The following is a 25023-nucleotide window of genomic DNA, read 5'->3' as shown; positions in this document are numbered from 1 at the left end:
CAGGGAGTACAAAATGTATAAAATTCTAGCTGGCTTTGGATCGATTGTACGTTCGTTATGGATGGTGTTCAGCCATGTAACACGTAAACGTGACACGATCTTATATCCAGAAGTACCAGGTGAACAAATTGCGCCTCCACGCTATCGCGGTCGTATCGTATTAACGCGTGATCCAGATGGTGAAGAGCGTTGTGTGGCATGTAACCTGTGTGCGGTTGCATGTCCAGTGGGCTGTATTTCATTGCAAAAAGCGGAAAAAGAAGATGGACGTTGGTATCCAGAATTTTTCCGTATTAACTTCTCACGCTGCATTTTCTGCGGTATGTGTGAAGAAGCATGTCCAACCACAGCGATTCAGATGACACCAGATTTCGAACTGGGTGAATATGTACGTCAAGATTTGGTGTATGAGAAAGAAAACTTACTCATCTCTGGACCGGGTAAATATCCTGACTACAACTTCTATCGTGTAACTGGTATGGCTGTGAGCGGTAAAGAAAAAGGTCAAGCACAAAAAGAAAGTGCACCAGTAGATGTACGGAGCTTATTACCATGATGTGGCCATTTTATTTGATGGCACTTGTGGCCATTGTTTCGACAGTACGTGTTGTGACCAACACCAATCCTGTGCATGCATTACTTAGCTTGATCGTTTCTCTTCTTGCGGTTGCTGGCATTTTCATGATCGTGGGTGCGCCGTTCGCGGCTGCCCTTGAGATCATCGTCTATGCAGGTGCGATCATGGTTTTGTTCGTCTTCGTTGTCATGATGTTGAACCTTGGACAAGATACCATTGAACAAGAAAGCAAATGGTTGACTTCAGATGCTTGGGCTTTTCCTGCACTGATGAGCTTTTTATTGGGCTTAATCTTGGTGTGGATGCTCGGTGGTGAATACACCACGATTTCTGCACCAATGGGTACAGAAGTTGTTGGGCCTAAAGCAGTTGGTCAAGCACTATTTACTCACTATCTATTATTGGTAGAAGTTGCCGCGATGTTATTGCTTGCAGCACTTGTTGCAGCATTCCACTTAGGCAAACGTGAACCAGGTGCAGAAGAGGATAAAGAATAATGGGACACATCCCTTTAGAACATGGTTTGATCGTTGCAACCATCCTTTTTGCACTGGGTTTTTACGGTGTAATGGTGCGACGCAACCTTTTATTTATGCTAATGAGCCTTGAGGTGATGATGAATGCTGCTGCGTTGGCATTCGTCTTGGCAGGTAGTGTTTGGGCTCAACCAGATGGACAGATCATGTTCATCTTGATTCTGACGCTTGCTGCAGCAGAGGCATGTATTGGTCTTGCGATCGTCCTTCAGTTTTATCATCGCTTCCATCATTTGGATGTGGATGCTGCTAGTGAGATGCGCGGATGAGTACATTATATTTAACCGTTTTATTCCCGCTCATTGGTTTTATCCTCTTGGCGGCAGGGCGTAACAAACTGTCTGAAAATGTGGCAGCTATTATTGGTGTCGGTTCAGTTGGTTTATCTGCGTTATTTGCTTTAATTGCCGGCCTTGCATTTACCAGCAGTGGCGAAACCGTTTTTGTTCAACACTTATGGACATGGTTCAGTGTTGGCGGTTTTGAGCCAGGTATCAGCTTGCACCTCGATGGCTTGTCATTATTGATGACAGGCATGATCACGGGTGTGGGTTTCTTGATTCACATCTTCGCATCTTGGTATATGCGTGGTGAAGAAGATTACGCACGTTTCTTCTCTTATTTCAACCTGTTCGTTGCCAGCATGTTGTTGTTGGTACTCGGCGATAACTTGGCGTTATTGTTCTTAGGTTGGGAAGGCGTAGGTCTGTGCTCTTACTTATTGATTGGTTTCTACTACTCAAACCCTGCAAATGGTTGGGCAGCAATCAAGGCATTCACCGTAACACGTGTAGGTGACGTCTTCTTACTCATCGCATTGTTCCTGCTCTATCAACAGTTTGGCACTTTGAATACACAGTACATTGTTGAAAATGCAGCGACTGTGATGACGCAAAGTTCATCATTGTCGATCTGGACAGCATTGATGTTGTTCTTGGGTGCGGCGGGTAAATCAGCGCAAATTCCATTACAAACTTGGTTAGCTGATGCGATGGCTGGTCCTACACCAGTATCTGCATTGATCCATGCTGCAACCATGGTGACAGCAGGTGTGTACTTATGCTGCCGTATGTTCTCTGTGATGGAAATGGCACCAGAAGTAATGCAGTTCATCTCGATTACAGGTGCAGTGACCTTGCTGGTGGCTGGCTTTGCCGCATTGGTGCAAACCGATATCAAACGTATCTTGGCTTACTCAACCATGAGTCAGTTGGGTTATATGTTTATGGCTGTGGGTGCTGAAGCGTACCAAGCTGGTTTATTCCACATGTTGGCTCACGCATTCTTTAAAGCGTTATTGTTCCTTTCTTCAGGTGCAGTGATTCTTGCATGTCATCACGAACAAAACATTTTCAAAATGGGTGGATTACGTCACAAGATTCCATTCGTATTCTGGTGTTTCGTCATTGGTGGTGGCGCATTGGCAGCACTTCCAATCGTGACTGTTGGCTTCTTCTCTAAAGATGCGATCTTGGGTGCAGTCTATGCACAGTCGACTATTGCAAATCTTCCACTTTACAATACCTTGTACTGGGTGGGTGTTGCGGGTGCATTCTTAACGTCTATCTATACTTTCCGTTTAATCTGGGTGGTATTCTTCGGCGAAGAGAAAACTCATGCGCATGCGATTCATGGCGTGACTTACTGGGCGCCGCTTGCAATTCTTGCTACGTTATCAACTGGTATCGGTTACTTCCTGCAAGCGCCAGTTGCAAAATTATTGACTGCTGCAAGCATTCCAAGTTTTGTTGTTCCTGAGAGCTTAGAAGCTGCCGTTGCACATGCTGAACATTTAGCAAGTGGTGTTGCCCTTGTTGGTTTAGCTGTCGGTATCTTCTTGTTTGCCTTTGCGTATGGTGCAGTTAAATCATTTGCTCAGACTTCTTTGGGTTCAGGCTTAGCGCACATTTGCCGTACAGCATTTGGTTTCGATGCCTTGTATGACATCGTATTTGTAAAACCTTATTTATTGATTGCGAAAATTTTAGGTCGTGATCCAGTTGACGGTTTATGGTTATTACTGCCTGCCATTGTGAAGGGCGGCAATAGCTTTACTAGTTCGCGTCAAACTGGTTCATTACGTGAATACGCATCAAGCATGTCACTCGGTGTAGTGGTGTTGTTGATGATCTTGATCGTGATTCAGGTTGTGGGGAAATAAAATGGAAAACAATTTAATTTTACCCGCACTGATTTTAGTTCCTTTCATTGCTGGTTTTATTTGTTGGTTGGTTGATAAATACGACCAACATTTACCGCGTTGGATTGCCTTGATTGGTATGCTCATTACCTTTGGTTTGGGCATTGCACTGTGGCAAAGTGGCACATTTAGCTACGAGTTGGGCGGTAAAGTCCCGACTTGGGCGGCTGAATTCCATCTTCCGTGGATTCAGACTTTAGGTATTAGCATTCACTTAGCAGTGGATGGCTTATCTCTACTTATGGTGTTGTTGACTGCATTACTGGGCGTACTTGCAGTGGGCTGTTCATGGGGTGAGATTCAAAAGAACGTAGGTTTCTTCCATTTAAACCTCCTGTGGAGTTTAGGTGGGGTCATCGGTGTATTCTTGGCGATTGACTTATTCCTGTTCTTCTTCTTCTGGGAGATGATGCTGGTACCAATCTACTTCCTGATTGCGTTATGGGGTCATAAAGGCTCGAATGGTCGTTCACGTGTTTACGCTGCAACCAAGTTCTTCCTGTATACACAAATCGCAGGTTTGATCATGTTGATTGGTATCTTGGGCCTTGTGGTCTATGGATACATGATGACAGGTATGATCGGTTTCGATTACAACTACCTATTGGCTGTTGCGAACCATTTACCACCTGAAGTTGCTTATGCATTCATGCTGTGTTTCTTCATTGGTTTTGCGGTGAAACTACCTGTATTCCCATTACACGGTTGGTTGCCTGATGCGCATGCGCAAGCACCAACTGCGGGTTCTGTGGATTTAGCGGGTATTTTGATTAAAACCGCAGCGTACGGTTTACTCCGTTTCGTGATTCCTTTCTTCCCGGCAGCGTCAGCACAGTTTGCTGACATTGCAATCATTTTGGGCTTGATTGGTATTTTCTACGGTGCGTTCCTTGCGTACCAACAAACAGACATGAAACGTTTACTTGCGTATACGTCGATTTCACACATGGGTTTCATCTTACTTGCAATTTATGCAGGTAATATCCTGACCTTCCAAGGCTTAATGATCATGATGTTGGCACATGGCTTATCATCTGCGGCATTGTTCATTATGTCGGGTCAAGTCTATGAGCGTGTTCATACGCGTGACTTGCGCTTGATGGGCGGCTTACGTGGTCAACTGCAATACTTGCCATTCTTCTTGATGTTCTTTGTTGCAGCGCTTGTAGGTGTACCAGGTTTAGGTAACTTTATCGGTGAATTCCTGATCTTGATGGGTTCATTCAAAGCCTATCCAGCGTTCACAATTATTGCTGCAGTGAGCTTGGTATTTGCAGGTCTTTATGGTCTGATCCTGATTCACAAAGCGTTGTTTGGTGAACCGAATCCAGAGCAAAAGCAGCACTACAAAACACCATTGAAAGATCTATCTGCACGTGAAGTCAGCATTCTGATGATCTGTGTAATCGGTTTAGTTTGGTTAGGTATTTACCCACAAACCTTCTTGGATATGTCTCATTCAAGCATGCAGTGGTTGGTAAATAGTTATATGCCAGTACAAGAAGTTGTTGAAACTGTTCAACAGGCTGCAACTCAACTTGAACATGTGGAGATGCAATAAACCATGAACTTCACAATTTCTTTTTCTGAGCTTATGCCGCTTGCTCCCGTGATGATTGTGGCTTTGACCGCAATCGTCGTGATGCTGTTGACTGCGATTAAACGTAATCACAACCTCATTGCGACAACTTCGGTTGTCGGTTTAAACCTTGCTGCGATTTATATCGGCTATACCATGTTTAGCGGGCACTTTGTGCCAGTTAACGTGATGGGCATGTTTATGGTTGATCCATTTACCATGCTGTATCAATTCCTGATTCTGATTGCAGCTTTGGCGTGTTGTACTTTGTCTCATGCGTATATTGAGACCTATAAAGAAAACCGCGAAGAACTGTATATCTTGTTACTGTGTTCAGTGACAGGTGCGATGTTATTGGTTGCAAGCTCACACTATGCGGCGTTCTTCATCAGCTTAGAGTTGATGTCGATTCCAGTGTACGGCATGTTGGCTTATACCTATCAACGTGGTCAGTCTTTGGAAGCAGGGATTAAATATCTGGTACTTTCAGCAACTGCTTCTGCTATGTTGCTTATGGGTATGGCGTATATCTATGCTTACACAGGTTCATTGTCATTCTATGACTCTGTACAAGCTTTATTTACTGCAATCAAACAACCGATGGTGTTATTGGGCTTAGGCTTAATTATCTTTGCAGTTGCGTTCAAACTTTCACTTGCGCCATTCCATAAATGGACGCCAGATGTGTATGCCGGTGCACCAGCACCAATGGCAACTTTCTTGGCAACGGCTGCGAAAGTGGCAACGATTGGTTTGTTTGTACGTTACTTACTGACTTCTGGTGCAATCTTGGTTGAATCATTAGTCACGGTTTTAACCATCATCGCGGTATTGTCGATTGTGGTCGGTAACTTGCTTGCAGTACGCCAAGTCAACTTGAAACGTATTTTGGGTTATTCATCGATTGCGCATTTTGGTTATTTACTGATTGCATTGATCAGCATGACTTATGCAAGCCTTGGCAGCGTAACGGTGTATGTGATCACCTATGTACTCACCACGATCGGTGCGTTCGGTGCAGTGGCATTAATGTCGAGCCCATATAACAACGTGGATGAAGCCCAAAGTCTTGCGGACTACCGTGGTCTGTTCTGGCGCCGTCCGATCTTGACTGCAACATTAACCGTGATGATGTTGTCTTTAGCGGGTATTCCATTAACTGCAGGCTTCATTGGTAAGTTCCTTGTGGTTATGGCTGCGGTAACAACACAGCACTGGTTCTTGGCTGCGATGATCGTGGTGGGTAGTGGTATCGGTTTGTATTACTACTTACGTGTGATGGTGGTGATGTATATGACCCCACCAGACGTACCTCGTATTGATGCTGATGCGCATTGGGGGAGCAAAGTTGGTGGTCTGATGGTGCTTGCTGCTGCGTTATTGGTTTTCGTATTGGGTGTTTACCCAGATCCAATGATTAACTTGGCATTGAAGTCAGAGATTCTGTCTCCATTGCACTTTATGATGTCTCAACAACAGTAATCGTCGGATTTGTACAAAAAAGCCTCCAAAATTGGGGGCTTTTTTATTGATGAGTAAAAAAACACTTTATAATAGAACGAGATTAACATTACCTAGGTACTCACTCGTGTCGATTCAAGAAATTCGTCATCCGCTTATTCGCCATAAACTTGGCTTGCTACGTCGCTCTGACATTAGTACCAAGAACTTTCGTGAATTAGCGCAAGAAGTCACGATGTTACTGACTTATGAAGCAACAAAGGATCTTCCTGTTGTTGATCATGAAATTGATGGGTGGGCAGGGAAAGTCTCAACTCAACGTATCGCAGGGAAGAAAATCACCATCGTACCGATTCTGCGTGCAGGTATCGGGATGCTTGAAGGCGTTCTTAGTCTGATTCCAAGTGCTAAAGTCAGCGTCTTGGGTCTAGAGCGTGATGAAGCGACGCTTGAAGTGCGCACTTACTACAAAAAGTTAGTGCCAGATGTTGCCAATCGTTTAGCCATGATCATTGACCCAATGTTGGCAACAGGGAATTCTTTAATCGCGGCTATTGATGTATTGAAAGCAAGTGGCTGTAAAGATATTCGTGTCATGATTTTGGTTGCTGCACCTGAAGGTATTGCCAAAGTTGAAGCTGCACATCCAGATGTTCGTATTTACACAGCATCGGTTGACCAAGGCCTGAATGCTGAAGGCTATATTGTTCCTGGTCTGGGTGATGCAGGTGACAAGATTTTTGGTAGCGTGCAAAAAGACTAATTTTGCCATACCGATAAAAAGAGACTTGATCCAGCCGTAGAACCTTTTCGGATGGATTGAAAGTCTCTTTTTTATTTCGATATACTGTAATGATTGCATTGAGAACATAGGATAAATGTCATGGCACAAGAGTTCTATCAAGGAAAAATTAAGCAATATAATCCTGATAAAGGATTTGGTTTTATTGCAACGTCTGAAGGCGATATCTTTTTTCATATTTCAGATTTTCCTGCGGCAGAAGGCGAGCCGAAAAGAAATGAAAAAGTGAAATTCGTGGCGCTTGAAAATGGTGGGAAGTTTAAAGCAACACAAATTGAACGTGTTGATGCAAATCCTGCTAAAACCAAGAAGACTAAAATTGCCAATCACAATAAGTCGATTACAACCGAGTTATTGTCAAACTTTCGACGTTAATTGTGTTGATTGATATTTTTCAATATTGGAATTTTTTAGGTACATGATAAAAGAGGCTTTTTAGCCTCTTTTACATTAGAATAGGCGTAATATAAAAATAGAGTGTTCATGATGTATCTTGAGGGAAAAATTAAAAAATATAATGCAGAACGAGGATTTGGTTTTATTGAAGTCGAGGGGAAGCAAAGCGATATTTTCTTTCATATTCGTGATTTTCCTCGAACTGGTGGGGAACCCAAGCTTGGAGAAAAGTTAAAGTTTTTAATTGTCGACGATAATGGAAAGTTCAAAGCTGCTCAGATTGAACGTTTGGTTCTAACACCGACAACTGCACCTATTCGCAAAAGCGCTATTGTTCAACCTCAATCGCGTACTTCTTCTCAGCATGGAACCATTGCCACGGTCATAGGTGTCGTGATTATTGTGATTTTGGCTGTTCTTGTTTTCCAGAAATATCAGTCTTATCAGCAATCAAAACAATTAAAAACAGCCCAGCTGATCGAGGCGCAAAAGCAAATTGTTGAAGAACAGAGAAAAACGATTGGTGATTTGTCAGAAGTGAAGTTGTCTGAAAAAACGGAGAGGCCGTTGCAACACGATCAGGTGCAGCCTATACAAACAGTGCAATCAACAACGGCTGTAGGTAATCAATTTACGTGTGATGGGCGAACACATTGTTCACAAATGCATTCTTATGAGGAAGCTGTCTTCTTTTTAAGAAATTGCCCGAATACCCAAATGGATGGAAATAATGATGGAGAACCCTGCGAGCGACAATTTGGTCGATGAAACAGAGGATTAGGGCTTCAATTACTGAGTGAATTTCTACACCATTTAAATTCTCATTATAAGACTTTCATATTTTCTGAATGAATGGTAATTATTTTGTTAATGGTTTTTATTATCATTTGTTAATTTATCTTATATACTGTGGTCAAATTTTTATCGGGGTTTGATCACGTGAAAAAGAATATCTTGTTTTTATCTCTTATTACTTTACCCATGTTTGCTGTTGCAGATGACAATACCGTTTTACCGACCATTACTGTAAAGGCTGATTCACAAGAAACGGATGCGACCGGGAAACTTAAAAAAGATGCCAGTTTAGGGATTCTAGGTGAGAAAGCGGTATTGGATACGCCATTTAGTATCCAGTCTTATACTGAGCAGGCAATTAAAGATAAGCAAGCTGACTCTATTGCGGGCATTCTTAAAAATGACCCAAGTATTCGTAGCACCACCAACAGTGGTCATTTAAACGAAAACTTTATGATTCGTGGTTTTGCTGTGACTTGGGAAGATGCCAATATCAATGGTTCTTATGGCATGTCACCGAGTGGGCGTACTCCGACTGATATTTTAAGCTCTGCCAGTGTATTAAAAGGGCCGAATGCGTTGATTGCAGGGATGGCCCCAGGCGGTAGTATTGGTGGTGTCGTCATGGCAACCACCAAACGTGCTGATCGTGATCTGACTCAAGTCTCTGCCATGTATGAAGATGGGGGCTATTACAAATCAGGTTTTGATGTGGCACGTCGTTTTGGTGAAAACAAGGAGTTCGGAGCACGCGTCAGTGCGACTTATGGACAAGGTGAACACATTGTTGATGGCCTAGAAGATAAAAATACCGCAGCGGTATTGGCCCTCGACTATACCACTGATCAAGCCAAAATTAATTTTGATGCCTATACCACACGTGATAGTCGTGATGGTGGCTCACCCGCAATGATCTCCTTTTCAACGTTGAAACGTGTTTTAGCTGCGCCTGATGGCAAGCTGAATTATTTTCCACATTTAGAGGGCATGCAAAGTGCCAATTACGTGGGGCTATCTGGGGAATATAAGCTTTTACCGAATTTAAAAGCATTTGCAGGTGCAGGTTTTAATGAACGTGAGTATCGTGGACATTTATTTGGTACGCGTATGGTTGTGCGTGACCTGCCAGCCAACTCAATGGGAATGAATAATCCTGCTTTGATTGGGGCGAATGGTGATGCACTGGCACAATATTATCGTGTCGGTTCAAAGGAACATAACACGACTTTTAATGCGGGTTTAGAAGGTCAAATTTTCACGGGTGATATTTCTCATACGTTGGCATTCCGTGCGGATTATCTCAAACGTAAATACAGCCAACATAAAGGGCGAGGGGCAACAGAGGTCTATTTCCCAACCAATATTTACAATCCAAGCAATGAAGGGCATATGCCAGATACATGGCCAGAGATTGTTCCTACTGCGGATGATGTATATGTCAGCTATAGTCTGAGTGACCAGATTTCCATGCTGGATGATAAGCTACAGTTTATTTTAGGTGTACGTTATCAAGACATGGATTTAAAAGCACTGACGACCAATATTAAATTAAAGGATGATAAAGTATCTCCAAGTGCAGCCATTGTTGTGAAACCTTTTGGTGAGGAAACCTCGTTCTATGCCAGCTATGTGGAAGGTCTGGTGAGAGGGGCAACCGTGAATGTGGCTACGGATGTAAATAATAATAAAACCTTTGCGCCCTTTGAAAGCAAACAATATGAAGTCGGTGCCAAATATCAAGGAGATCGTTGGTTACATACTCTAGCACTGTATCAGATTAAAAAGCCAAGTACGATGACAATGCTGTTGGCAAAAGATGATCCACGATATGTAGATGGTAAAACAACACAAATCACAACCGATGGTGCGAAGACTGAATCCAAAGGGGTTGAATATGGTTTTTCAGGTAAAGTCACTGATGACCTGATTGTTTACGGTAATCTGGCTTATATCGATACCGAATATAAAAAAGCGATTTCAAGTGGTGTGAATCTTTCAGGTAAAACCATTGAAGGTACGCCTGAATTTACTGCAGGTGTTGGACTTGACTACCAAATCCCATTTATTGAAGGTTTAAGCGTCAATGCCTTTGCGACTTATGTTGATGAGCAATATTTAACGGCGGATAACACACTCAAGTTACCTGATTATACCCTGGTTGATTTAGGTGCGAAGTATGCAACTAAACTCGGTGGGGTCAACACAACTTTCCGTGCCAATGTCGATAATGTTGCAGACAAGAAATATTGGGATGGTGTGTTCACCAGTGGCTTTACCACAGTAGGCGCAGGTCGTACCTATAAATTGGGTGTTAGCTTCGACTTCTAAATCGAATGCCAATAAAAAACGCTTCCAATTGGAAGCGTTTTTTATTTTCGAAATAATTAAATTTTATTTTCACAGAACTGCAAAAAGGCTTTTAAACCCGGTCCTTGATACTTTTGACGATGCACTAACATATAGAGCGGGCGGGTTAATTGCCAGAATGGAGTATCCAAGATCACCAACTGACCTTTCTCTTGTAGCGGTTCAATCGCGAGGCGTGATACGCAGGACATGCCTAAACCACCCGCGACAATTTTTAAGATCGCTTCATTATGACCCAAGGTTAAACGGATATTGGCATCAGGCAGATCTTGCAAAATGGCATTATCAAACACTTCACGTGTACCTGAACCTTCCTCACGTAGAATCCACTCCACATCTAGGAAATCAGTTGGGCTCACAGGGCGATTCAGCTGTGCTAAGGGATGATCAGGCGCACAGCATACGGCTAGCTCATCATCACGCCAATGGATACATTGCAGTTGAGGCAAATGACAAGACCCTTCGATCAAAGCCAGATCCAGTTGAAATTGATTGACTGCCTCAATCATTTGACGGGTATTGCCCACTTGCAGTTGCAGATGTGCTTGTGGATGACGTTGTAAAAAATCCGCCATCAAATCTGGCATCAAATAGTCGCTAATGGTGAGCGTGGCGCCTAAACGTAAGTCAATGCTTTGGAGTTCACCCTTAGCAGCTTGTTCAAAAGATTCACAGCGACCTAAAATTTCTAAGGCTTGTGGGAGCAAGAAGCGTCCCAAATCATTGAGTTGTAATCGTTTACCTAAACGGTCAAACAGCGGTGCGCCAAGACCATCTTCTAAATCAGCTAAGGCCATACTTGCCGCACTTTGTGTGAGTCGGACAGCATCGCTCGCTTTGGTAACCGTTCCTTCCTGAGCGACCGCCACAAAAACAGCCAACTGGCGTAATGTCATGCGCATGTTAAATAGCCTTAATGTTTTGAGTATCCATCAATTATTCGATCATGCTAACATGAGCGCACTGTTTCGTGCCACGTTCTCATCATGTCAATTGAAAAATTTAGCGTAGAAAAGGTTTTATCTGTACACCGTTGGACTCATAATCTTTTTAGCTTCACCATGACCCGTCCAGCACATTTCAAATTTACTGCAGGGCAATTTGCCCGTATTGGTTTAATGGTTGAGGGAGAATTGGTTGTACGTGCCTATTCTGTTGTTTCTTCACCTTTTGATGAAACTTTAGAATTCTTTTCAATTGTGGTACCAGATGGCGCTTTTACCTCGAATCTGCAGCACCTCAAAGTCGGTGATGAGTTGTATCTGGAAAAAATTTCCTATGGCTATTTAACGCTGGCGCGTTATCAACAACCGTTACCACAGGATTTATGGTTATTGGGAACAGGAACAGGTCTTGCGCCGTTTTTATCGATGTTACAAGACTTTGAAACATGGAACAAATATCAGCAGATCAATCTAGTGTATAGCGTACGGACTGAATCTGAGTTGGCTTATGTCGAGCGTATTCAAGAGATTGCAGACTTATTTGGTGAAGGCCATACGGGCTTTAAATTTATTCCAATTATTACCCGTGATCCGAATGCAGCCCTGCATGATCGTTTACCTGTTTTAATTGGCAATGGTGAATTAGAAAAAGCAGCAGGACTCTCTTTTAACCGGGACAGCAGTCATGTGATGTTATGTGGCAATCCACAAATGGTGGAAGATACCAAAGAAGCCCTGAAGCAGCGTGGTTTAATTATGAATCGTCGTGGTGAAGGTAATATTGCCGTAGAGAATTATTGGTAAAGCAAATACATCATCACTTTTAGTTGTTTCAATAAGAATAAGGAAAAAGAATAGGATGGGGGAGCAAGTCGGAAAAAAGGCGGTTGGCAAAGTTCCTTATATCGCTTTTTTTGTAGGAATGCTCATGATGAGCATCTTACTTATCTACAGTTATACGACGATATATACTGGTGGGTGGGGAGATTTAAGTCGAAATATCATGGTTGGGCTAACGTTGTTGGCTTTTGCCGCCTATTCCCTGTTCTTTTTTATTTGCTCGTTGTGCCTTTGGGTGGTTTCTCACAAGCAGCCCAACTTGGATTTGTCTCCAACGAATTGGGCTATGGGATTACATGGTTTAGCAGTTGTGTTGATATTATTGTTTTTTGCGGGAAATTAAACCCAATCAGAAAATGATTTATGTCTGATCTTAATGTACAAACATATCCATAAATTCACGAATTTCTTGAATAGCGGTATCCACATCGGTGGTTAACCAAGTCGGTTCAAACAAGCCAATATAATGTTCCAAACGATCTTGTGGCACGACCAGACGGACTGGGCAATCTTCTTCAAGTAGACGCCAAGGTAGAATCGGGACTTCATTATCCAAAAAAGGCTGTACATTGCGAATATCGACAATCATGGCATTGATACAGTCGGGCAAAGGCATCACCGAAAATTCTTCAGTACGGCGACGGAAGTATTCTAAATCACCCCATTTTAAGATATAGCTCGGCTTATTGAACTCAATAATTCCAATCAAATGTTCATCGCGTGTGTGATGTAAAAAACATTGATGGGTCACATCAGTGTCTAATTCGAGGGAGATGCTTTGTTGGCTATAGGACATAAAGCAGAACGGTTGAGAAATGAGGCGCGTATTATAGCTTATTTTAACCCATACTAAAACCGCCTATATTTTAAACAAAAAGAAGATCAATGAAAAGTAGAGTTCTGCAAACAGTGCAACGATAGTCCGAAGCTTTTTCACACAATGCAACAGTTGATGTTGCTAATATAAAACTTGAAAAGTAAAAGGATGAGGGCTGCTATCATGCATGATTTTAGTAAGCCACAACCTCATGTGGCCAGCAAAGAAGAAATTACCAAAAAGAGAAGATTGCCCGTTTATATTTTGATTATGGTGGGAATCTTCCTGATTGCATTACTTGTTTATATGGTTGCTGATCATTCAGCCAATCCAACTGCTCAAGTGATCATGTCACATATGCAGTCGGCCATTCTGAATGCTTAAGCAAGCATATCTTTAGACCAAAACCTATTTATGATAAAGCTCATTGATGTGAATCAATGAGCTTTTTTGCAATATTTTGAGACTTTTTTGTTGTATTAGTGATGCCATTGATTGATTGGAAAATAGACAAAAACTAAGGTGGAAGCATCCATAAATCATGTTCTTAATTGCAGAACGTTCTTAGGTGGATGTGTATCAAGATTTAAAAACACAATATAAGGATAACAAAATGAATGATTTTTTTAGTGACCCCTCCAATCGTGGAGGATTTGATGCAATGTATTATTGGGATCAGTTTCATCCTATTTTTGCGGCAGTTGTCATCCTATTGGTGGGATGGATTGTCGCTTTAGTGATTGCAGCAGGTGTGAAAAAATTACTGCAAAAACTTGATACCAATCATAAATTGTCTTCTGCAACTGGCCGTACCCCAAATATCGAAAATCTGGTCTCCAAATTGGTGTTCTGGTTTGTGATGATTCTGGCCGTAGTAGGTGCACTTAATGTCTTAAATATCAGTGGTGTCAGCGATCCGTTCAGCAATATGATCGGTCGTGTGTTGGCCTATATACCAAACTTATTGGCAGCAGTCGCCGTGGGCTTTATTGGATGGATTATCGCACGTCTGGTTCGTGCGGGGCTGACCAATGTGTTGTCCAAGACTGAACTGGATGAGAAGCTGAGTAATGAAGTCGGTGTCAGTTCACTCAGTACCAATATTGGCGAGATTTTTTATTGGTTGGTGCTATTACTGTTCTTGCCAATCGTTTTATCAATTCTTGGTCTGACGGGCTTATTGATTCCTGTACAGAATATGGTGAATGAAGCGATTGCTTATCTACCTAATCTGTTCATCACCGCTGTCATTATTTTCGTGGGATATATTCTGGCGAAAATTGTCCGTGGTATTGTTGAGGGATTGAGTAATAGTCTTGGCCTACAAGCACAAGCAGAAAAAGTTGGTCTATTTAAAAACTCGAATGTGGCGAAGTTCTTAGGTTCATTTGTATTTGCCATCATCATTATTACGACTTTAATTGTAGCTTTTGAAGCCTTGGGTATCCAAGCAATTTCTCAACCTGCAACCGCCATGCTCAATCAAATCATGTATGCAATTCCACAAATCATTGCAGCTGGTCTGATTCTAATTGTGGCCTATATCGTATCGCGTTTTGTGGGACGTTTAGTCGCGGAACTGATTTCTGGGGCTGGGGTGGATGAAATCCCGATGAAGCTTGATTTACAACGCTTCTTGGGACAGACCCGTGTTTCTGATGTTGTCGGTTATCTAATCGTTTTCTTTACCATGTTGTTTGCGGTTTCAGAAGCAGCCAATCGACTTGGTTTAGAGCAGGTCAGTGTACTGATTGCGATGTTTATCCAGTTCGGTGCCAGTATCCTGCTGGGTGCAGTGATTCTAGTGATCGGCTTCTGGTTGGCCAATGTGGTTGCCAATATCGTTCAACGTGGTGAATACAACAGTTCACGCTGGTTGGCGAATCTGGTCCGCATTCTCATTATGGGTTTAGTGATTGCAATGGGCTTAAAAGCCATGGGTATCGCAGACTCGATTGTGAATTTGGCTTTTGGCTTAACACTTGGCTCAGTTGCTGTGGCTTTTGCCTTGGCCTTTGGCTTAGGTGGACGTCAACCCGCAGAACGTTTGCTCAGCGATTTGCTGGATAAGGCAAAAACTGAAGCAAAACAACCAAATCCTTTACATAAGGAATCCGTTGAATCTGCGAATCCAACAGCACCAACCTCAACCAATACGGTGAATCCGACCCCACCGACACCGCCGTATTCAGATGAATAGAAAAAATAATCTTTGATTTTTTTGATCAATTCGACCACTCTAAGCAGGGTGGTCGTTTTGTTTGTATCAGCATTATTGGGTGTTATTTGGGATGGTAATTGGGTGTTTTAAGCGGGTTTAGATGCTTTATTGAAGCAATTTGACCTCAAAAGCAATTCATTTATTATCCAAGTATCAATAGTCTCTAAATAAAAAGTCGATAGGAGAATGAAATGAAGAGGCCAAACCGAGTATTCGCACCGATTATTATTGCAGGGATTACTGTTGGATTCTTGGCGAGTGCTTATAAGTTTGTGGTTGCTAAATCAAACCCTTCTAAAGAGAAAAGTATTGAAAATACGCAGCACATCACAACCTCAGAAGCGGCAAACTCTTCTGAGCCACGCAACTAAAGCGGGTTGCATTTAATCAAGCCCACAGTGCGAGATTGCATTAAACGAATTGAGCTGCGGCTTGCGCAGAAGACCATGCCCACTGAAAGTTATAGCCGCCTAAGTGTCCTGTTACATCGAGTACTTCACCGATAAAATAGAGGCCTTTCTGTTTTTTACTTTCCATGGTTTTGGAAGACACTTCACTGGTATCGACCCCACCCAGTGTGACTTCGGCAGTTCGATAACCTTCGGTACCTGATGGTTTTACCGTAAATGCATGCAATTGCGCTGCTATATGTTCGAGCTGTACATCACTGAGATTGCCAATTGGTGTTTCACTTTGATCTGCCCAAATCAGTTGCTGTAATTCAAGTACAATACTTTTGGCGGTAAATTCACTGATTAAGGTGCGTAGTAGAACTTTAGGCTGTGACTTTTTCTTATCTTTAAAGAATTGTGCAAAGTCTTGGCTTGGGAAGAAATCAATTTTAAAGCTTTCCCCAACATGCCAGTAGTTCGAAAGTTGCAGTGAGCTTGGACCACTGAGACCACGATGGGTAAACAGCAAAGCTTCGGTAAATTGATGACGATCATTGACCAAGGTTGCGTCTAATGCATTGCCACTCAAGCGGGTGGTGACTTCTTTAAACTGATCTGAGAAGGTGAAAGGAACCAGACCCGCACGGGTTGGGTAGACATGATGTCCGAACTGTTGCGCCAGTTCATAACCAAAACCTGAGCCACCAAGAGTTGGAATGGATAATCCACCCGTTGCCACCACCAAAGACTCACAGTGATAAGTCCCTTGACTGGTTTCAATCATAAAACTGGAATCTGCCTGCGCCTTCACTTGCTGTACTTCACAATGAGTTTGAATCTGGACACGTTTGGCTTTGTCACATTCTGAAAGTAATAGTTCCAGAATCTCTTTAGATCCTTTGAGGGTAAATAATTGCCCGTGCTTGCGTTCTTCATACTCGATGCCGTATTCACACACTAAACCAATAAAGTCCCAATTGGTGTATCGCGTTAAGGCTGAGATGACGAAATGTGGGTTTTCAGACAAATAATTGGCAGCTTCGACCTCCAGATTGGTAAAGTTACATTTACCACCACCTGACATCAAAATCTTTTTGCCGACTTTATTGGCTTTTTCTAAGACCACAACCGAGCGCCCACGTTTGCCTGCTTCTGCAGCCAACATCAAGCCCGATGCACCTGCACCTAAAACAACAACATCAACTTGATGAACCATGGGGGAAATACTCAAGGGAAGAAAAGCGGGCAATTATAAAAGATTTAAAGCCTTTTGAGTATGTTGATTGTTTGATTAAAAAAGATACTTTTAAAATCAAAGCATGTTATAAAATTGGTCTCAATAAAGGGGATAACAATAATGAATGATAAGACTTTTTTAGAAGGCACTCCGCCTCATCAGCAAGATCAGCTCAGACAATATACCTTAATTGCGTATGGGCTTTATGCGGCCAGTATTTTTGTGGGATTAACCAGTATTGCTGCCATTATTATGAACTATATGAAGCGTGACGAGGTAAAAGGAACATGGTTGGCCAGTCATTTTGAGTGGCAAATCAAAACCTTTTGGATCACTCTCATTGCTGCAATTATTGGATTTATCTTGTCTTTTGTACTCATTGGCATTCCGATTCTATTTGCAGCATCAATCTGGTTTATTTATCGTATTGTCAAAGGTTTAGTGGTGTTTATGGACAATAAGCCGATTGGTGATGGCTGGTTTTAAGCACTTGATTCGATCAAATAAAAAGTCACTTGCGAGTGGCTTTTTATTTTAAGCGACCTTGTAGTCCACCGGTATGGATCGCCAAAATACGTGTATGTTCAGGAAAATACTGCTGCTGGATTAAATCGAATAACCCCAGCATCATCTTGGCGGTATAGACCTGTTCCAAAGGAATTGCATATTGTTGTTCGAAGTGTTGCATAAATTGCAGCAACTCAGCTGTGGTTTTGGCATAACCACCACAGCAATAGGCATCGGTTAAAGACCAATTACTTTTATTGGTCCACTGTTGAATATCCTGTTTTAGGAAGTCGCCTTTCAATGCTGAAAAGCCTAAAACCTGCTGTTGTGCAGAGCTGCTTTCAATCAGTCCAGCAATGGTGCCACCTGTTCCAACTGCACAACAAATCACATCATAATTTTCTCGATCATCTTTGCTCAGAATTTCCTGTGTTCCTTGCAGTGCAAGTGCATTGCTGCCACCTTCTGGAATAATAAAGGCTTGAGGATATTGCTGTTGAAGTTGTTGTAAATATTCCGCTTCATGGCGTAGCCGATACTCAGCCCGACTGACAAAATGCAATTGCATACCAAAATCTTGTGCTGTCTGTAGGGTAGGGTTTAAGTCTTGAGTTGCAAGTTCTTCACCACGAATTATGCCAATGCTTTGCAAGCCAAAGTGCTGTGCGGCATAGGCGGTTGCGGCAATATGATTTGAGAATGCACCGCCAAAAGTCAGGACTTGGGTCAAAGCTTGTTGTTGTGCTGCAAGCAGGTTGTATTTCAGCTTATAAAATTTATTGCCTGAAATATGCGGATGAATCAGATCCAAACGCTTAATGGTCAGTTGAACCGAACTGGGAAGTGCTAATGTTTGATAGGGGGTGGGAAAAGCAATGTGATCAAACATTTTCGAACAAGAGAAATAGATTTGATCACATTGTAAATGGATTTGATTGAGAATGTCAGTGTTGTATTAGGAGTCGGTATCCACAGAGGTAATTACCGACATCCCAGGACGTAAGTTTTCGATGCCTTTTTGATTCGGGTCGATGGCGATACGGACTGAAATACGTTGTACCACTTTGGTGAAATTACCTGTGGCATTGTCGGGTTTCAGCACGCTAAATTCTGAACCTGCGGCAGGGGAAATCTGTTCAACATGTCCTGTAAATTTCTGATGATTCATCGCATCGACGGTGAAATATGCTTTTTGCCCAATTTTCATATTGGCAATTTGGGTTTCTTTAAAGTTGGCAATCACCCACGTTTGTGTCGGAATCAGATAAAGCAATTGTGTTCCCGCTGCGACATATTGACCGACTCGTGGATTGACCTCACCCAATTGTCCATCCAGTGGTGCAACAATGGTGCTGTAGTCTTTGGTGGTATTGGCTTGGTCGAGTTGTGCTTGTGCACTATTGACTTGTGCTTTTAAGCCAGACTGTGCCACTTGCGCAGTTTTTAAAGCTTCTTGTGCCACCAAGATATTGGCTTCGGCTTGTTTTAGTAAGGCGTGATTATTCTGCGCATCTGCCGCGGCTTTATCTTGTTCAGATTTAGACGCCGCACCGCTATCGCCCAATTGTTGGTAGCGTTTTAGCTGGGCTACAGATAAATCATACTGTGCCTTGACTTGATCCAGTTTGGCTTGTGCGGCCACAACATCGGCCTGACGTTGCGCAATGGCTTGGGTTTGATTAGCAAGACTGTTTTCGGCTTGCTCAACGCCAGATGCTGCTTGCGTCACTTTTTGGTCATAGGTTGTAGCATCAATATGCATCAACACCTGACCCTGTTTGACTTGATCAAAGTCTTTGACTAAGACATCTTTGATATAGCCATTGATCTGCGAAGACAGGATGGTGGTTTTACCTTTCACATAGCTATTGTCGGTTTGTTCAACCGCCGTATGAAAGGGGCCAATGCGCCACGCCCATAAAATAATGGTGATCCCGACCATTAACACCAGTAGCATCCACCACAGGGTAGAGCGTTTAGTTTTAATGAGTTTACTGGTCGGTGGTGGTGGTGGAGGCGGCATTTGAGCGACAGTCTCAGGCACCTTGGCTGCTTGAGCTGTCTCATTTTGCTCAGTGGTTTGAGCATTATTATTTTCAGGTTTCTCTTGTTCGGACATAAGCTTTTCTCAATCAAAAAGGACTAACTGGCTGCTTGCAGATTTTTTCGGGTTTTGTATTTATCCCGTGCATATTTAAATAGCCCCCACAGCAATAACACCACTGCAAAAATACCGTTTAATACGATTACATCGTTATAGGCACGTACCTGAGCCTCACGGGTGACCACCTTATTCAGGTTTTGCAAGGCTTGGTTATTTTGCAAAACAGGGTCATTGCTACTGACCATGGCACTATGCTGATAGGCCTGTAAACGCTGTGCCACAATTGGATTTGTCGGATCAAGATTGCTATTGATTTCGACTTTATAATCATAGGTATGGCGTTGCTGATAGGTGTTGAAAAAGGAGGAGCCGACCAAGCCACCAAAATTCTGTGTGGCTGAAAACAGTACAATGAAGGTCACCACATATTGCGGGCCGCGTTGTAGGGTACGCATAAAGCCCATCAGCAGCAGTGGGCCGATAAACACACCACCTGCAAAGCTGACGAGAAATTGACTGCGGTAAAAGTTGGCAGGACGTACATCACTGGTCAGGTGATAATCCAGCGCACAAGCAATCAAAATCAGGATTTCAGCAAGGAACAAATTCAGAATCAGTCGTTCACGATGAAAGGTCAATGCACTAAATACCGAACCTGCAATGGTGCCGCAGAAGATCACCACATACAGTGGTACAAACTGGTCGGGCCCCATGCCCATGGTCTTAAGGAAGTTGACCGCAGCATAGCTTTGTTCTGACATGAGTAAGCGTAGGGCGAAGGCACTGACCACAAAACTGAGCAGATCACCTGCGGCTAACCAACGAGTCATAATCAGTGGATTGCTGCGATAGTGTTCATAAGTCAGTCCCAACACAATCAAACAAAAACCGACGATTAAGGTGTAGGCCAACCAAGGACTATTGAACCACCATAAAATCGGCCCTTGGGTGAGTACGATACACAGACAGGCAAAACCGGGTGCAAGCAAGGCAAAGGTAAAGAAGTCCTGCTTCTCGAATACCTCCAAGCGTAGGCTGCGTGGCAGTTTTAACGCCACTACCATGGCAAAACAACAAATTGCCAAACCTAATTCAAAGGTATAAATCACATCCCACTGATTGGCACTGAGCAGAAAAGGCGAGATGATCCATGCCAAAGGCAGGCCAAGTTGCTGAAAGCCGAAGGCCAGATAAATCCCTTTGGCCATATCCGCCTTACCAAAGGCTTGCATGGTGTAATACATCCCTAGCGAGCTTAAAGGCGCAGCTGCCAAACCTGCAATAAAGCGCACAAATAAGGCAACTTCATAGGTTTGAACAAAGATATGTAATACCAGCACACCAATAAAAGCCAACAGACCAATTTCTGAAAATAAGCGCAAACCATATTGTTGGCGGGCTTTAAACAGAATCAGGTTAGAGCTGACATTGGCCATTACATAGGCCGCAGGTAGCCATGCTGCTTGCGATGGGGTGAGACCATATTCACCTTGGAAAATCGGTAAATTGGCAACGATAAAACCATTACTTAAACTGGCTGCAATACATATAAACAGACCAATAAAAAAATAGGCAAAGCGTTTTGGTCGGGCATGTGCAATTGCAGCAGGCGAGCCTGGTAAGGTTGGGCGCTCATCGGCAGACCAATCCGGAGGAGTCTCTAGATAGCGAGGGCTTTTATCCATATTATTCCTCGAACTAAACTTTAATGCCGTTTAATAATAATTCTATTGCTCGTTTGGCTAAGCGCACTTGATCAGAGGCATGATGTCCTTGAAATGAGGAACCCAAAATCGCCGTGATCATGGCAAAATCGTGTGGCGTTAAATCTGGACGACACAATTTGTGTTTTATGGCGCGATCAATCAAGGGTTGCAGTGCTTTATCACGCCGCTCATAAATGTTTAGCATGATTGGGTCTTGCCGATCAATAATGCGCCAGTAATCAATCAGAACCACCAGATGGGGCAATTGTTCGATATGACCCTCGATCAGACGAATAAAGCCATCATCAAAGTCTTGTAAGGCAAGCGTACGTTGTTCCAAACGTTCAATGGCACGTTCCAGTAATGCTGTCATCAAGGCTTTACGATCTGCAAAATTACGGTAAAAGGTTGCACGTCCCACGCCAGCATGATCAATAATGGCTTGTAAAGGCACATGAACCCCTTGCTTGCGAAAGATTTCTTCAGCCGCATTCAGAAGTTCATCACGATTATGCGCTGCCAATTGCTGACGTTTTGCCATGATTCAAATTTCTTGGGAGATAAGGTGAATTAAACGGACATTTTTGTCCGAAGTAAATATGCTGAGAAACTTTATTTTGTTTAATTTCGGTTAAATTGCCGTTCTGAGTGATTTTTCTAAGGCCATACAGTGTTAAAAAATAAGGGTAAATTACGCATGCATAAAAAATACAAATAGGTGAAAAATGCAAGGATTGATCCCGCGCTTGCTAAAAGGAATAAAGTATCGGCCATATTTGTCTGCGACTTTTTCTTTGGGACTATTGATTTATGGGGCTTTGCATCTGCTTACCCAGTGGCATTGGGCAACCTGCTTACAGTTGGGTTGGAATATTGCGATTTGGCTGTATTTATTTCTGACCTTGAAAATGATGTGGCACTTGGACGCCACCCATATTTTACAACGCGCCAAGCAACAAGATGAAGGCAAGTGGATGATCTTGACCGTAGTGCTGGTTGCCATTGTAATTTGCTTTATTTCGATTGTGGTGCAATTGGGGCATGTGCCTAAAGATCAGCCGATTTTAAAAAGTGCCCTGATTTTACTGACCATCGGCACGATTTTTTCAACGTGGTTATTACTGCATACGTTATTTGCGATTCATTATGCGCATGATTACTACCTTGCCAAAAGTCGTCATCAAGAAGCAGGTTTGGATTTTCCTAAAACCGATCAACCTGATTATCTCGATTTTATCTATTTCAGTTATATCATTGGTACCTCTGCACAAACGGCTGATATCTCGATTACCAGCTCAGAGCTCCGACATCTGAATATTTTTCATTGTGTCTTGGCTTTTATTTTTAACACCGTGATCTTGGCGGTGGCGATTAATGTCGCAGCCAGTTTGATTGGTCTTTAATTGATAAATATTTTTTATTAATTAATAAAAAATTGATCATTTTTATTTTTGATTGAGGTTGGCTATTTTTGAAGCTAAACCACAGCGCAAGGATAAGAAGATGAATACCCAGCATCAAGTTAATCAACAGCAATATCAAGATAAATCCCAAGCCTATTTAAACAGCACCGTGCATGCGCAAGGTGTTGAGTTTGCAAAAATGCAGCATTTGATCCAGTCACATCAATTGAAGACCGTGTTGGACTTAGGTTGTGGCGGTGGGCATGTCAGTTATCAGATCGCACCATTTACCGATCAAGTAACGGCTTATGATTTAACGCCGTCGATGGTAGAATTGGTGGCACAACAGGCCAAGCAAAAGGGCTTGAATAATGTGATCACTCAGCAAGGCGCAGCAGAGAGCTTACCCTTTGCCGATCAACGCTTTGATTGTGTGATTACCCGTTATTCAGCACATCATTGGCACAACGTCGCACAGGCGATGGCGGAAATTCGCCGTGTATTGGCGCCTCAAGGCAAGGTGATTATTGTCGATATTTTAGGGCACTCAAATCCAGTGATGGATACCTTCTTTCAGAGCATTGAAACCATTCGAGACCCAAGTCATGTACGCAATTATAGTTTGCAGGAATGGATGCGCTTTGCTGAATTTGCAGCTTTTAGGGTCGAGACTGTTGAAAAGCAATATTTAGATTTAGAGTTCCAGAGCTGGACAGCGCGAATGCAAACCCCTGAATATGCGATTCAGACTATTCGTCATTTACAGAACAAGGCATCTGATCAAACCCAGCAATATTATCGTATTCAAGCAGATGGTTCATTCCGCAGTGAGGTGTTATATTTGGTGCTTTCAACGTCATGTGGATGAGGTCAGCAATAAAACATTGAATTCCCAATCTATTCTAAGCAGAATAAGCTGTCTATTTTGTGGCACTTAGACCACGGCTTAAATCAATTGGGTATATTATAAAATGACAAGTAGATTAATTTTAGCAATCAGTTTGCTCTGTTGCAGTAGCGCGCTATGGGCTAAAACCGAAGTTTTGGCTCAAGCGGGTGAGGTCAAAATTATTAAACGAAACTGCAATGTGAAAACTGATGCCTGTGACTATATTAAAACCTATAAAGGTCAAGACAAAGTCTTAATATCGCAATGGAATAAGACGGCAAGGGCTTACCAATTCACCCCAAAACTGATCGGTTTTCAACTCGGTGCAACTGGCAGTGCGCATATCCTTACAGTGTATGATCAAAATAATAAGCAGCAGGAATTCTTTGAATTATTAAAAATGTCACCCAATAAAAAGTGCTTTGTGACCAAACAGCCATTGGATAAAGAACATGACAAAGTGGTGTTTTACCGACTGCCTGAACTCAAGCCTTATTTAAGCATCAGTAAAAAAGATCCAAAGTTTAGCGAGATGGGACAGATTGGCTATTCTACCTTCTTTGATGAGAGCGATGGCTCGTTTAATTTTGGCTATGATGCGAAAGAAGACGGAGAGAGTTACCTACAGGAGATCAAAGTTGAAAATCCATGTAGTTTAAAACCTAAAATCATTAAACAAGGCGATGAGTAAAATTAAAATGATGACACAAAATAAGATGTTGAAATTGGTGCTTGCTGCCACGGTATTGGTTGCTACACAGACTGCTTTTGCTGCGGAAAGCGTCAAGAAAACACGTTATGGGCAAGTTCAAATTAAAGTCAGTCCTGAGACTGGGCAAGAAACGCTATATTTTAATCATAAGATGGTGTTGCCAAAAATTGAGGGCAATAATGGTCTGTCGATTGAAGGCATTTATAAATTACAAATGGATGATGTGGTTTTGGTGCAAGACATTGGCGGCAGTGGTTGTCCCATCCAACTGAATTTTGTGAAAATCAGTCCAAACCAGAAAGTGACGGTTTCGCCTGTTTTTGGTTCATGTTCGGATCTTATCAAAGTTTCAGCGAAGCCCAATCAAATTATTGTGAGCATGCCTGATTTTATGGGGGCACCAGAAAGTGAGGAGCAAGAACGCAAAGTTGCTCAGAAGAAGATAATTTATAGCTATGATGGAAAATTACTGAAAGAAAATGGCAAGCTGCTGCTTCAAGAATAAGCGTACTACTCAGCAAATTCGACTTAGAGCTAA

At 42.5% G+C, this 25023-nt stretch carries 27 protein-coding genes; 20 read left to right on the top strand and 7 right to left on the bottom strand.

Annotated features, from left to right (window positions below; genetic code table 11):
• Positions 1-13 precede the first annotated feature (13 nt).
• The 10 genes from nuoI (at position 14) to NDN13_RS10440 (ending at position 10674) form a co-directional block, all read left to right on the top strand.
• Positions 14-556 carry an NADH-quinone oxidoreductase subunit NuoI gene (gene nuoI, locus NDN13_RS10485; protein ID WP_004655439.1) on the top strand — a complete coding sequence of 181 codons (543 nt, stop codon included), beginning with the start codon at positions 14-16 and terminating at the stop codon, positions 554-556.
• A complete protein-coding gene (nuoJ, locus tag NDN13_RS10480; protein WP_171061079.1) occupies positions 556-1074 on the top strand; it encodes an NADH-quinone oxidoreductase subunit J in 519 nt (172 codons plus the stop codon). Before nuoI ends, nuoJ begins: the two co-directional genes overlap by 1 nt.
• A complete protein-coding gene (gene nuoK / locus NDN13_RS10475; RefSeq protein ID WP_004655436.1) occupies positions 1074-1382 on the top strand; it encodes an NADH-quinone oxidoreductase subunit NuoK in 309 nt (102 codons plus the stop codon). Before nuoJ ends, nuoK begins: the two co-directional genes overlap by 1 nt.
• On the top strand, positions 1379-3274 hold the full coding sequence (gene nuoL, locus NDN13_RS10470) for an NADH-quinone oxidoreductase subunit L (RefSeq protein ID WP_251115424.1): 1896 nt from the start codon (positions 1379-1381) through the stop codon (positions 3272-3274). The genes nuoK and nuoL overlap by 4 nt, the downstream gene beginning before the upstream one ends.
• Position 3275: 1 nt before the next feature.
• A complete protein-coding gene (gene nuoM, locus NDN13_RS10465) occupies positions 3276-4874 on the top strand; it encodes an NADH-quinone oxidoreductase subunit M (protein WP_251115423.1) in 1599 nt (532 codons plus the stop codon).
• A gap of 3 nt (positions 4875-4877) precedes the next feature.
• Positions 4878-6374 carry an NADH-quinone oxidoreductase subunit NuoN gene (nuoN, locus tag NDN13_RS10460; RefSeq protein WP_251115422.1) on the top strand — a complete coding sequence of 499 codons (1497 nt, stop codon included), beginning with the start codon at positions 4878-4880 and terminating at the stop codon, positions 6372-6374.
• Between the two features lie 106 nt (positions 6375-6480).
• Complete coding sequence (gene upp, locus NDN13_RS10455; RefSeq protein ID WP_004655430.1) at positions 6481-7116, top strand: uracil phosphoribosyltransferase; 636 nt, start codon at positions 6481-6483, stop codon at positions 7114-7116.
• Positions 7117-7236: 120 nt separating this feature from the next.
• Positions 7237-7530: a cold shock domain-containing protein gene (locus NDN13_RS10450; RefSeq protein WP_016541644.1), complete on the top strand. Its 294-nt coding sequence runs from the start codon at positions 7237-7239 to the stop codon at positions 7528-7530.
• Positions 7531-7641: 111 nt separating this feature from the next.
• A complete protein-coding gene (locus NDN13_RS10445; RefSeq protein WP_251118217.1) occupies positions 7642-8319 on the top strand; it encodes a cold shock domain-containing protein in 678 nt (225 codons plus the stop codon).
• Positions 8320-8532: 213 nt separating this feature from the next.
• A complete protein-coding gene (locus NDN13_RS10440) occupies positions 8533-10674 on the top strand; it encodes a TonB-dependent receptor (RefSeq protein WP_251118216.1) in 2142 nt (713 codons plus the stop codon).
• Between the two features lie 56 nt (positions 10675-10730).
• On the opposite strand, the gene gigC is transcribed toward NDN13_RS10440, so the two are convergent.
• Positions 10731-11615, bottom strand: coding sequence for a LysR family transcriptional regulator GigC (gigC, locus tag NDN13_RS10435; protein WP_004655424.1), 885 nt, complete (start codon positions 11613-11615; stop codon positions 10731-10733).
• An 84-nt stretch (positions 11616-11699) separates the two neighbouring features.
• Here gigC and NDN13_RS10430 point away from each other — a divergent pair, with 84 nt between their 5' ends.
• Both NDN13_RS10430 and NDN13_RS10425 read left to right on the top strand, forming a co-directional pair.
• Positions 11700-12461 carry a ferredoxin--NADP reductase gene (locus tag NDN13_RS10430; RefSeq protein ID WP_023270726.1) on the top strand — a complete coding sequence of 254 codons (762 nt, stop codon included), beginning with the start codon at positions 11700-11702 and terminating at the stop codon, positions 12459-12461.
• Positions 12462-12516: 55 nt separating this feature from the next.
• Positions 12517-12840, top strand: coding sequence for a hypothetical protein (locus NDN13_RS10425; RefSeq protein WP_251115421.1), 324 nt, complete (start codon positions 12517-12519; stop codon positions 12838-12840).
• Positions 12841-12870: 30 nt separating this feature from the next.
• Here the strand turns inward: NDN13_RS10425 and NDN13_RS10420 are convergent, their stop codons facing one another.
• The gene (locus tag NDN13_RS10420) at positions 12871-13293 is read right to left on the bottom strand and encodes a hypothetical protein (RefSeq protein WP_004655415.1); all 423 of its coding nucleotides are present in this window, start codon (positions 13291-13293) and stop codon (positions 12871-12873) included.
• A gap of 204 nt (positions 13294-13497) precedes the next feature.
• Between NDN13_RS10420 and NDN13_RS10415 the strand changes: the two genes are divergently transcribed.
• The 3 genes from NDN13_RS10415 to NDN13_RS10405 all read left to right on the top strand — a co-directional run bounded on the left by NDN13_RS10415 (position 13498) and on the right by NDN13_RS10405 (position 15906).
• Complete coding sequence (locus NDN13_RS10415) at positions 13498-13698, top strand: hypothetical protein (RefSeq protein WP_004804796.1); 201 nt, start codon at positions 13498-13500, stop codon at positions 13696-13698.
• Positions 13699-13927: 229 nt separating this feature from the next.
• Positions 13928-15514 carry a mechanosensitive ion channel gene (locus NDN13_RS10410; RefSeq protein ID WP_251115420.1) on the top strand — a complete coding sequence of 529 codons (1587 nt, stop codon included), beginning with the start codon at positions 13928-13930 and terminating at the stop codon, positions 15512-15514.
• 212 nt (positions 15515-15726) lie between these two features.
• Positions 15727-15906 carry a hypothetical protein gene (locus NDN13_RS10405; protein WP_242726736.1) on the top strand — a complete coding sequence of 60 codons (180 nt, stop codon included), beginning with the start codon at positions 15727-15729 and terminating at the stop codon, positions 15904-15906.
• A 40-nt stretch (positions 15907-15946) separates the two neighbouring features.
• Here the strand turns inward: NDN13_RS10405 and NDN13_RS10400 are convergent, their stop codons facing one another.
• A complete protein-coding gene (locus NDN13_RS10400) occupies positions 15947-17143 on the bottom strand; it encodes a BaiN/RdsA family NAD(P)/FAD-dependent oxidoreductase (protein WP_251115419.1) in 1197 nt (398 codons plus the stop codon).
• A gap of 141 nt (positions 17144-17284) precedes the next feature.
• Here NDN13_RS10400 and NDN13_RS10395 point away from each other — a divergent pair, with 141 nt between their 5' ends.
• Positions 17285-17650: a DUF4870 family protein gene (locus NDN13_RS10395; RefSeq protein WP_004804804.1), complete on the top strand. Its 366-nt coding sequence runs from the start codon at positions 17285-17287 to the stop codon at positions 17648-17650.
• Positions 17651-17693: 43 nt separating this feature from the next.
• Here the strand turns inward: NDN13_RS10395 and NDN13_RS10390 are convergent, their stop codons facing one another.
• From NDN13_RS10390 to NDN13_RS10375, 4 genes are all read right to left on the bottom strand, one after another.
• Positions 17694-18560, bottom strand: coding sequence for a 1-aminocyclopropane-1-carboxylate deaminase/D-cysteine desulfhydrase (locus NDN13_RS10390; protein WP_251115418.1), 867 nt, complete (start codon positions 18558-18560; stop codon positions 17694-17696).
• A gap of 66 nt (positions 18561-18626) precedes the next feature.
• Positions 18627-19790: an HlyD family secretion protein gene (locus NDN13_RS10385; protein WP_502799535.1), complete on the bottom strand. Its 1164-nt coding sequence runs from the start codon at positions 19788-19790 to the stop codon at positions 18627-18629.
• 23 nt (positions 19791-19813) lie between these two features.
• Complete coding sequence (locus tag NDN13_RS10380; protein ID WP_004804807.1) at positions 19814-21460, bottom strand: MFS transporter; 1647 nt, start codon at positions 21458-21460, stop codon at positions 19814-19816.
• 13 nt (positions 21461-21473) lie between these two features.
• The gene (locus NDN13_RS10375; RefSeq protein ID WP_005205624.1) at positions 21474-22022 is read right to left on the bottom strand and encodes a TetR/AcrR family transcriptional regulator; all 549 of its coding nucleotides are present in this window, start codon (positions 22020-22022) and stop codon (positions 21474-21476) included.
• A 184-nt stretch (positions 22023-22206) separates the two neighbouring features.
• Between NDN13_RS10375 and NDN13_RS10370 the strand changes: the two genes are divergently transcribed.
• The 4 genes from NDN13_RS10370 (at position 22207) to NDN13_RS10355 (ending at position 24990) form a co-directional block, all read left to right on the top strand.
• Positions 22207-22884 (top strand): DUF1345 domain-containing protein, encoded by a 678-nt coding sequence (locus NDN13_RS10370; protein ID WP_241272257.1) that lies wholly within the window; start codon positions 22207-22209, stop codon positions 22882-22884.
• Between the two features lie 100 nt (positions 22885-22984).
• A complete protein-coding gene (locus tag NDN13_RS10365) occupies positions 22985-23752 on the top strand; it encodes a class I SAM-dependent methyltransferase (protein ID WP_251115417.1) in 768 nt (255 codons plus the stop codon).
• Positions 23753-23855: 103 nt separating this feature from the next.
• Entirely contained in the window at positions 23856-24464 is a 609-nt protein-coding gene (locus tag NDN13_RS10360) for a hypothetical protein (protein ID WP_251115416.1), read from the top strand.
• A gap of 7 nt (positions 24465-24471) precedes the next feature.
• On the top strand, positions 24472-24990 hold the full coding sequence (locus tag NDN13_RS10355; RefSeq protein ID WP_251115415.1) for a hypothetical protein: 519 nt from the start codon (positions 24472-24474) through the stop codon (positions 24988-24990).
• Positions 24991-25023: the final 33 nt, after the last annotated feature.

It is taken from the genome of Acinetobacter sp. C32I (assembly GCF_023702715.1).
Classification (GTDB): domain Bacteria; phylum Pseudomonadota; class Gammaproteobacteria; order Pseudomonadales; family Moraxellaceae; genus Acinetobacter.
The sequence above is the reverse complement of the archived record's forward strand: the minus strand, read 5'-3'. Positions and strand labels throughout refer to the sequence as shown.

Excerpts from the sequence above, each read along its gene's own strand:
- nuoI (WP_004655439.1), top strand. The coding sequence starts at position 14 with ATGTATAAAATTCTAGCTGGCTTTGGATCGATTGTACGTTCGTTATGG.
- nuoJ (WP_171061079.1), top strand. The coding sequence starts at position 556 with ATGTGGCCATTTTATTTGATGGCACTTGTGGCCATTGTTTCGACAGTA.
- nuoK (WP_004655436.1), top strand. The coding sequence starts at position 1,074 with ATGGGACACATCCCTTTAGAACATGGTTTGATCGTTGCAACCATCCTT.
- nuoL (WP_251115424.1), top strand. The coding sequence starts at position 1,379 with ATGAGTACATTATATTTAACCGTTTTATTCCCGCTCATTGGTTTTATC.
- nuoM (WP_251115423.1), top strand. The coding sequence starts at position 3,276 with ATGGAAAACAATTTAATTTTACCCGCACTGATTTTAGTTCCTTTCATT.
- nuoN (WP_251115422.1), top strand. The coding sequence starts at position 4,878 with ATGAACTTCACAATTTCTTTTTCTGAGCTTATGCCGCTTGCTCCCGTG.
- NDN13_RS10450 (WP_016541644.1), top strand. The coding sequence starts at position 7,237 with ATGGCACAAGAGTTCTATCAAGGAAAAATTAAGCAATATAATCCTGAT.
- NDN13_RS10445 (WP_251118217.1), top strand. The coding sequence starts at position 7,642 with ATGTATCTTGAGGGAAAAATTAAAAAATATAATGCAGAACGAGGATTT.
- NDN13_RS10440 (WP_251118216.1), top strand. The coding sequence starts at position 8,533 with ATGTTTGCTGTTGCAGATGACAATACCGTTTTACCGACCATTACTGTA.
- gigC (WP_004655424.1), bottom strand. The coding sequence starts at position 11,615 with ATGCGCATGACATTACGCCAGTTGGCTGTTTTTGTGGCGGTCGCTCAG.
- NDN13_RS10430 (WP_023270726.1), top strand. The coding sequence starts at position 11,700 with ATGTCAATTGAAAAATTTAGCGTAGAAAAGGTTTTATCTGTACACCGT.
- NDN13_RS10425 (WP_251115421.1), top strand. The coding sequence starts at position 12,517 with ATGGGGGAGCAAGTCGGAAAAAAGGCGGTTGGCAAAGTTCCTTATATC.
- NDN13_RS10420 (WP_004655415.1), bottom strand. The coding sequence starts at position 13,293 with ATGTCCTATAGCCAACAAAGCATCTCCCTCGAATTAGACACTGATGTG.
- NDN13_RS10415 (WP_004804796.1), top strand. The coding sequence starts at position 13,498 with ATGCATGATTTTAGTAAGCCACAACCTCATGTGGCCAGCAAAGAAGAA.
- NDN13_RS10410 (WP_251115420.1), top strand. The coding sequence starts at position 13,928 with ATGAATGATTTTTTTAGTGACCCCTCCAATCGTGGAGGATTTGATGCA.
- NDN13_RS10405 (WP_242726736.1), top strand. The coding sequence starts at position 15,727 with ATGAAGAGGCCAAACCGAGTATTCGCACCGATTATTATTGCAGGGATT.
- NDN13_RS10400 (WP_251115419.1), bottom strand. The coding sequence starts at position 17,143 with ATGGTTCATCAAGTTGATGTTGTTGTTTTAGGTGCAGGTGCATCGGGC.
- NDN13_RS10395 (WP_004804804.1), top strand. The coding sequence starts at position 17,285 with ATGAATGATAAGACTTTTTTAGAAGGCACTCCGCCTCATCAGCAAGAT.
- NDN13_RS10390 (WP_251115418.1), bottom strand. The coding sequence starts at position 18,560 with ATGTTTGATCACATTGCTTTTCCCACCCCCTATCAAACATTAGCACTT.
- NDN13_RS10385 (WP_502799535.1), bottom strand. The coding sequence starts at position 19,790 with ATGTCCGAACAAGAGAAACCTGAAAATAATAATGCTCAAACCACTGAG.
- NDN13_RS10380 (WP_004804807.1), bottom strand. The coding sequence starts at position 21,460 with ATGGATAAAAGCCCTCGCTATCTAGAGACTCCTCCGGATTGGTCTGCC.
- NDN13_RS10375 (WP_005205624.1), bottom strand. The coding sequence starts at position 22,022 with ATGGCAAAACGTCAGCAATTGGCAGCGCATAATCGTGATGAACTTCTG.
- NDN13_RS10370 (WP_241272257.1), top strand. The coding sequence starts at position 22,207 with ATGCAAGGATTGATCCCGCGCTTGCTAAAAGGAATAAAGTATCGGCCA.
- NDN13_RS10365 (WP_251115417.1), top strand. The coding sequence starts at position 22,985 with ATGAATACCCAGCATCAAGTTAATCAACAGCAATATCAAGATAAATCC.
- NDN13_RS10360 (WP_251115416.1), top strand. The coding sequence starts at position 23,856 with ATGACAAGTAGATTAATTTTAGCAATCAGTTTGCTCTGTTGCAGTAGC.
- NDN13_RS10355 (WP_251115415.1), top strand. The coding sequence starts at position 24,472 with ATGATGACACAAAATAAGATGTTGAAATTGGTGCTTGCTGCCACGGTA.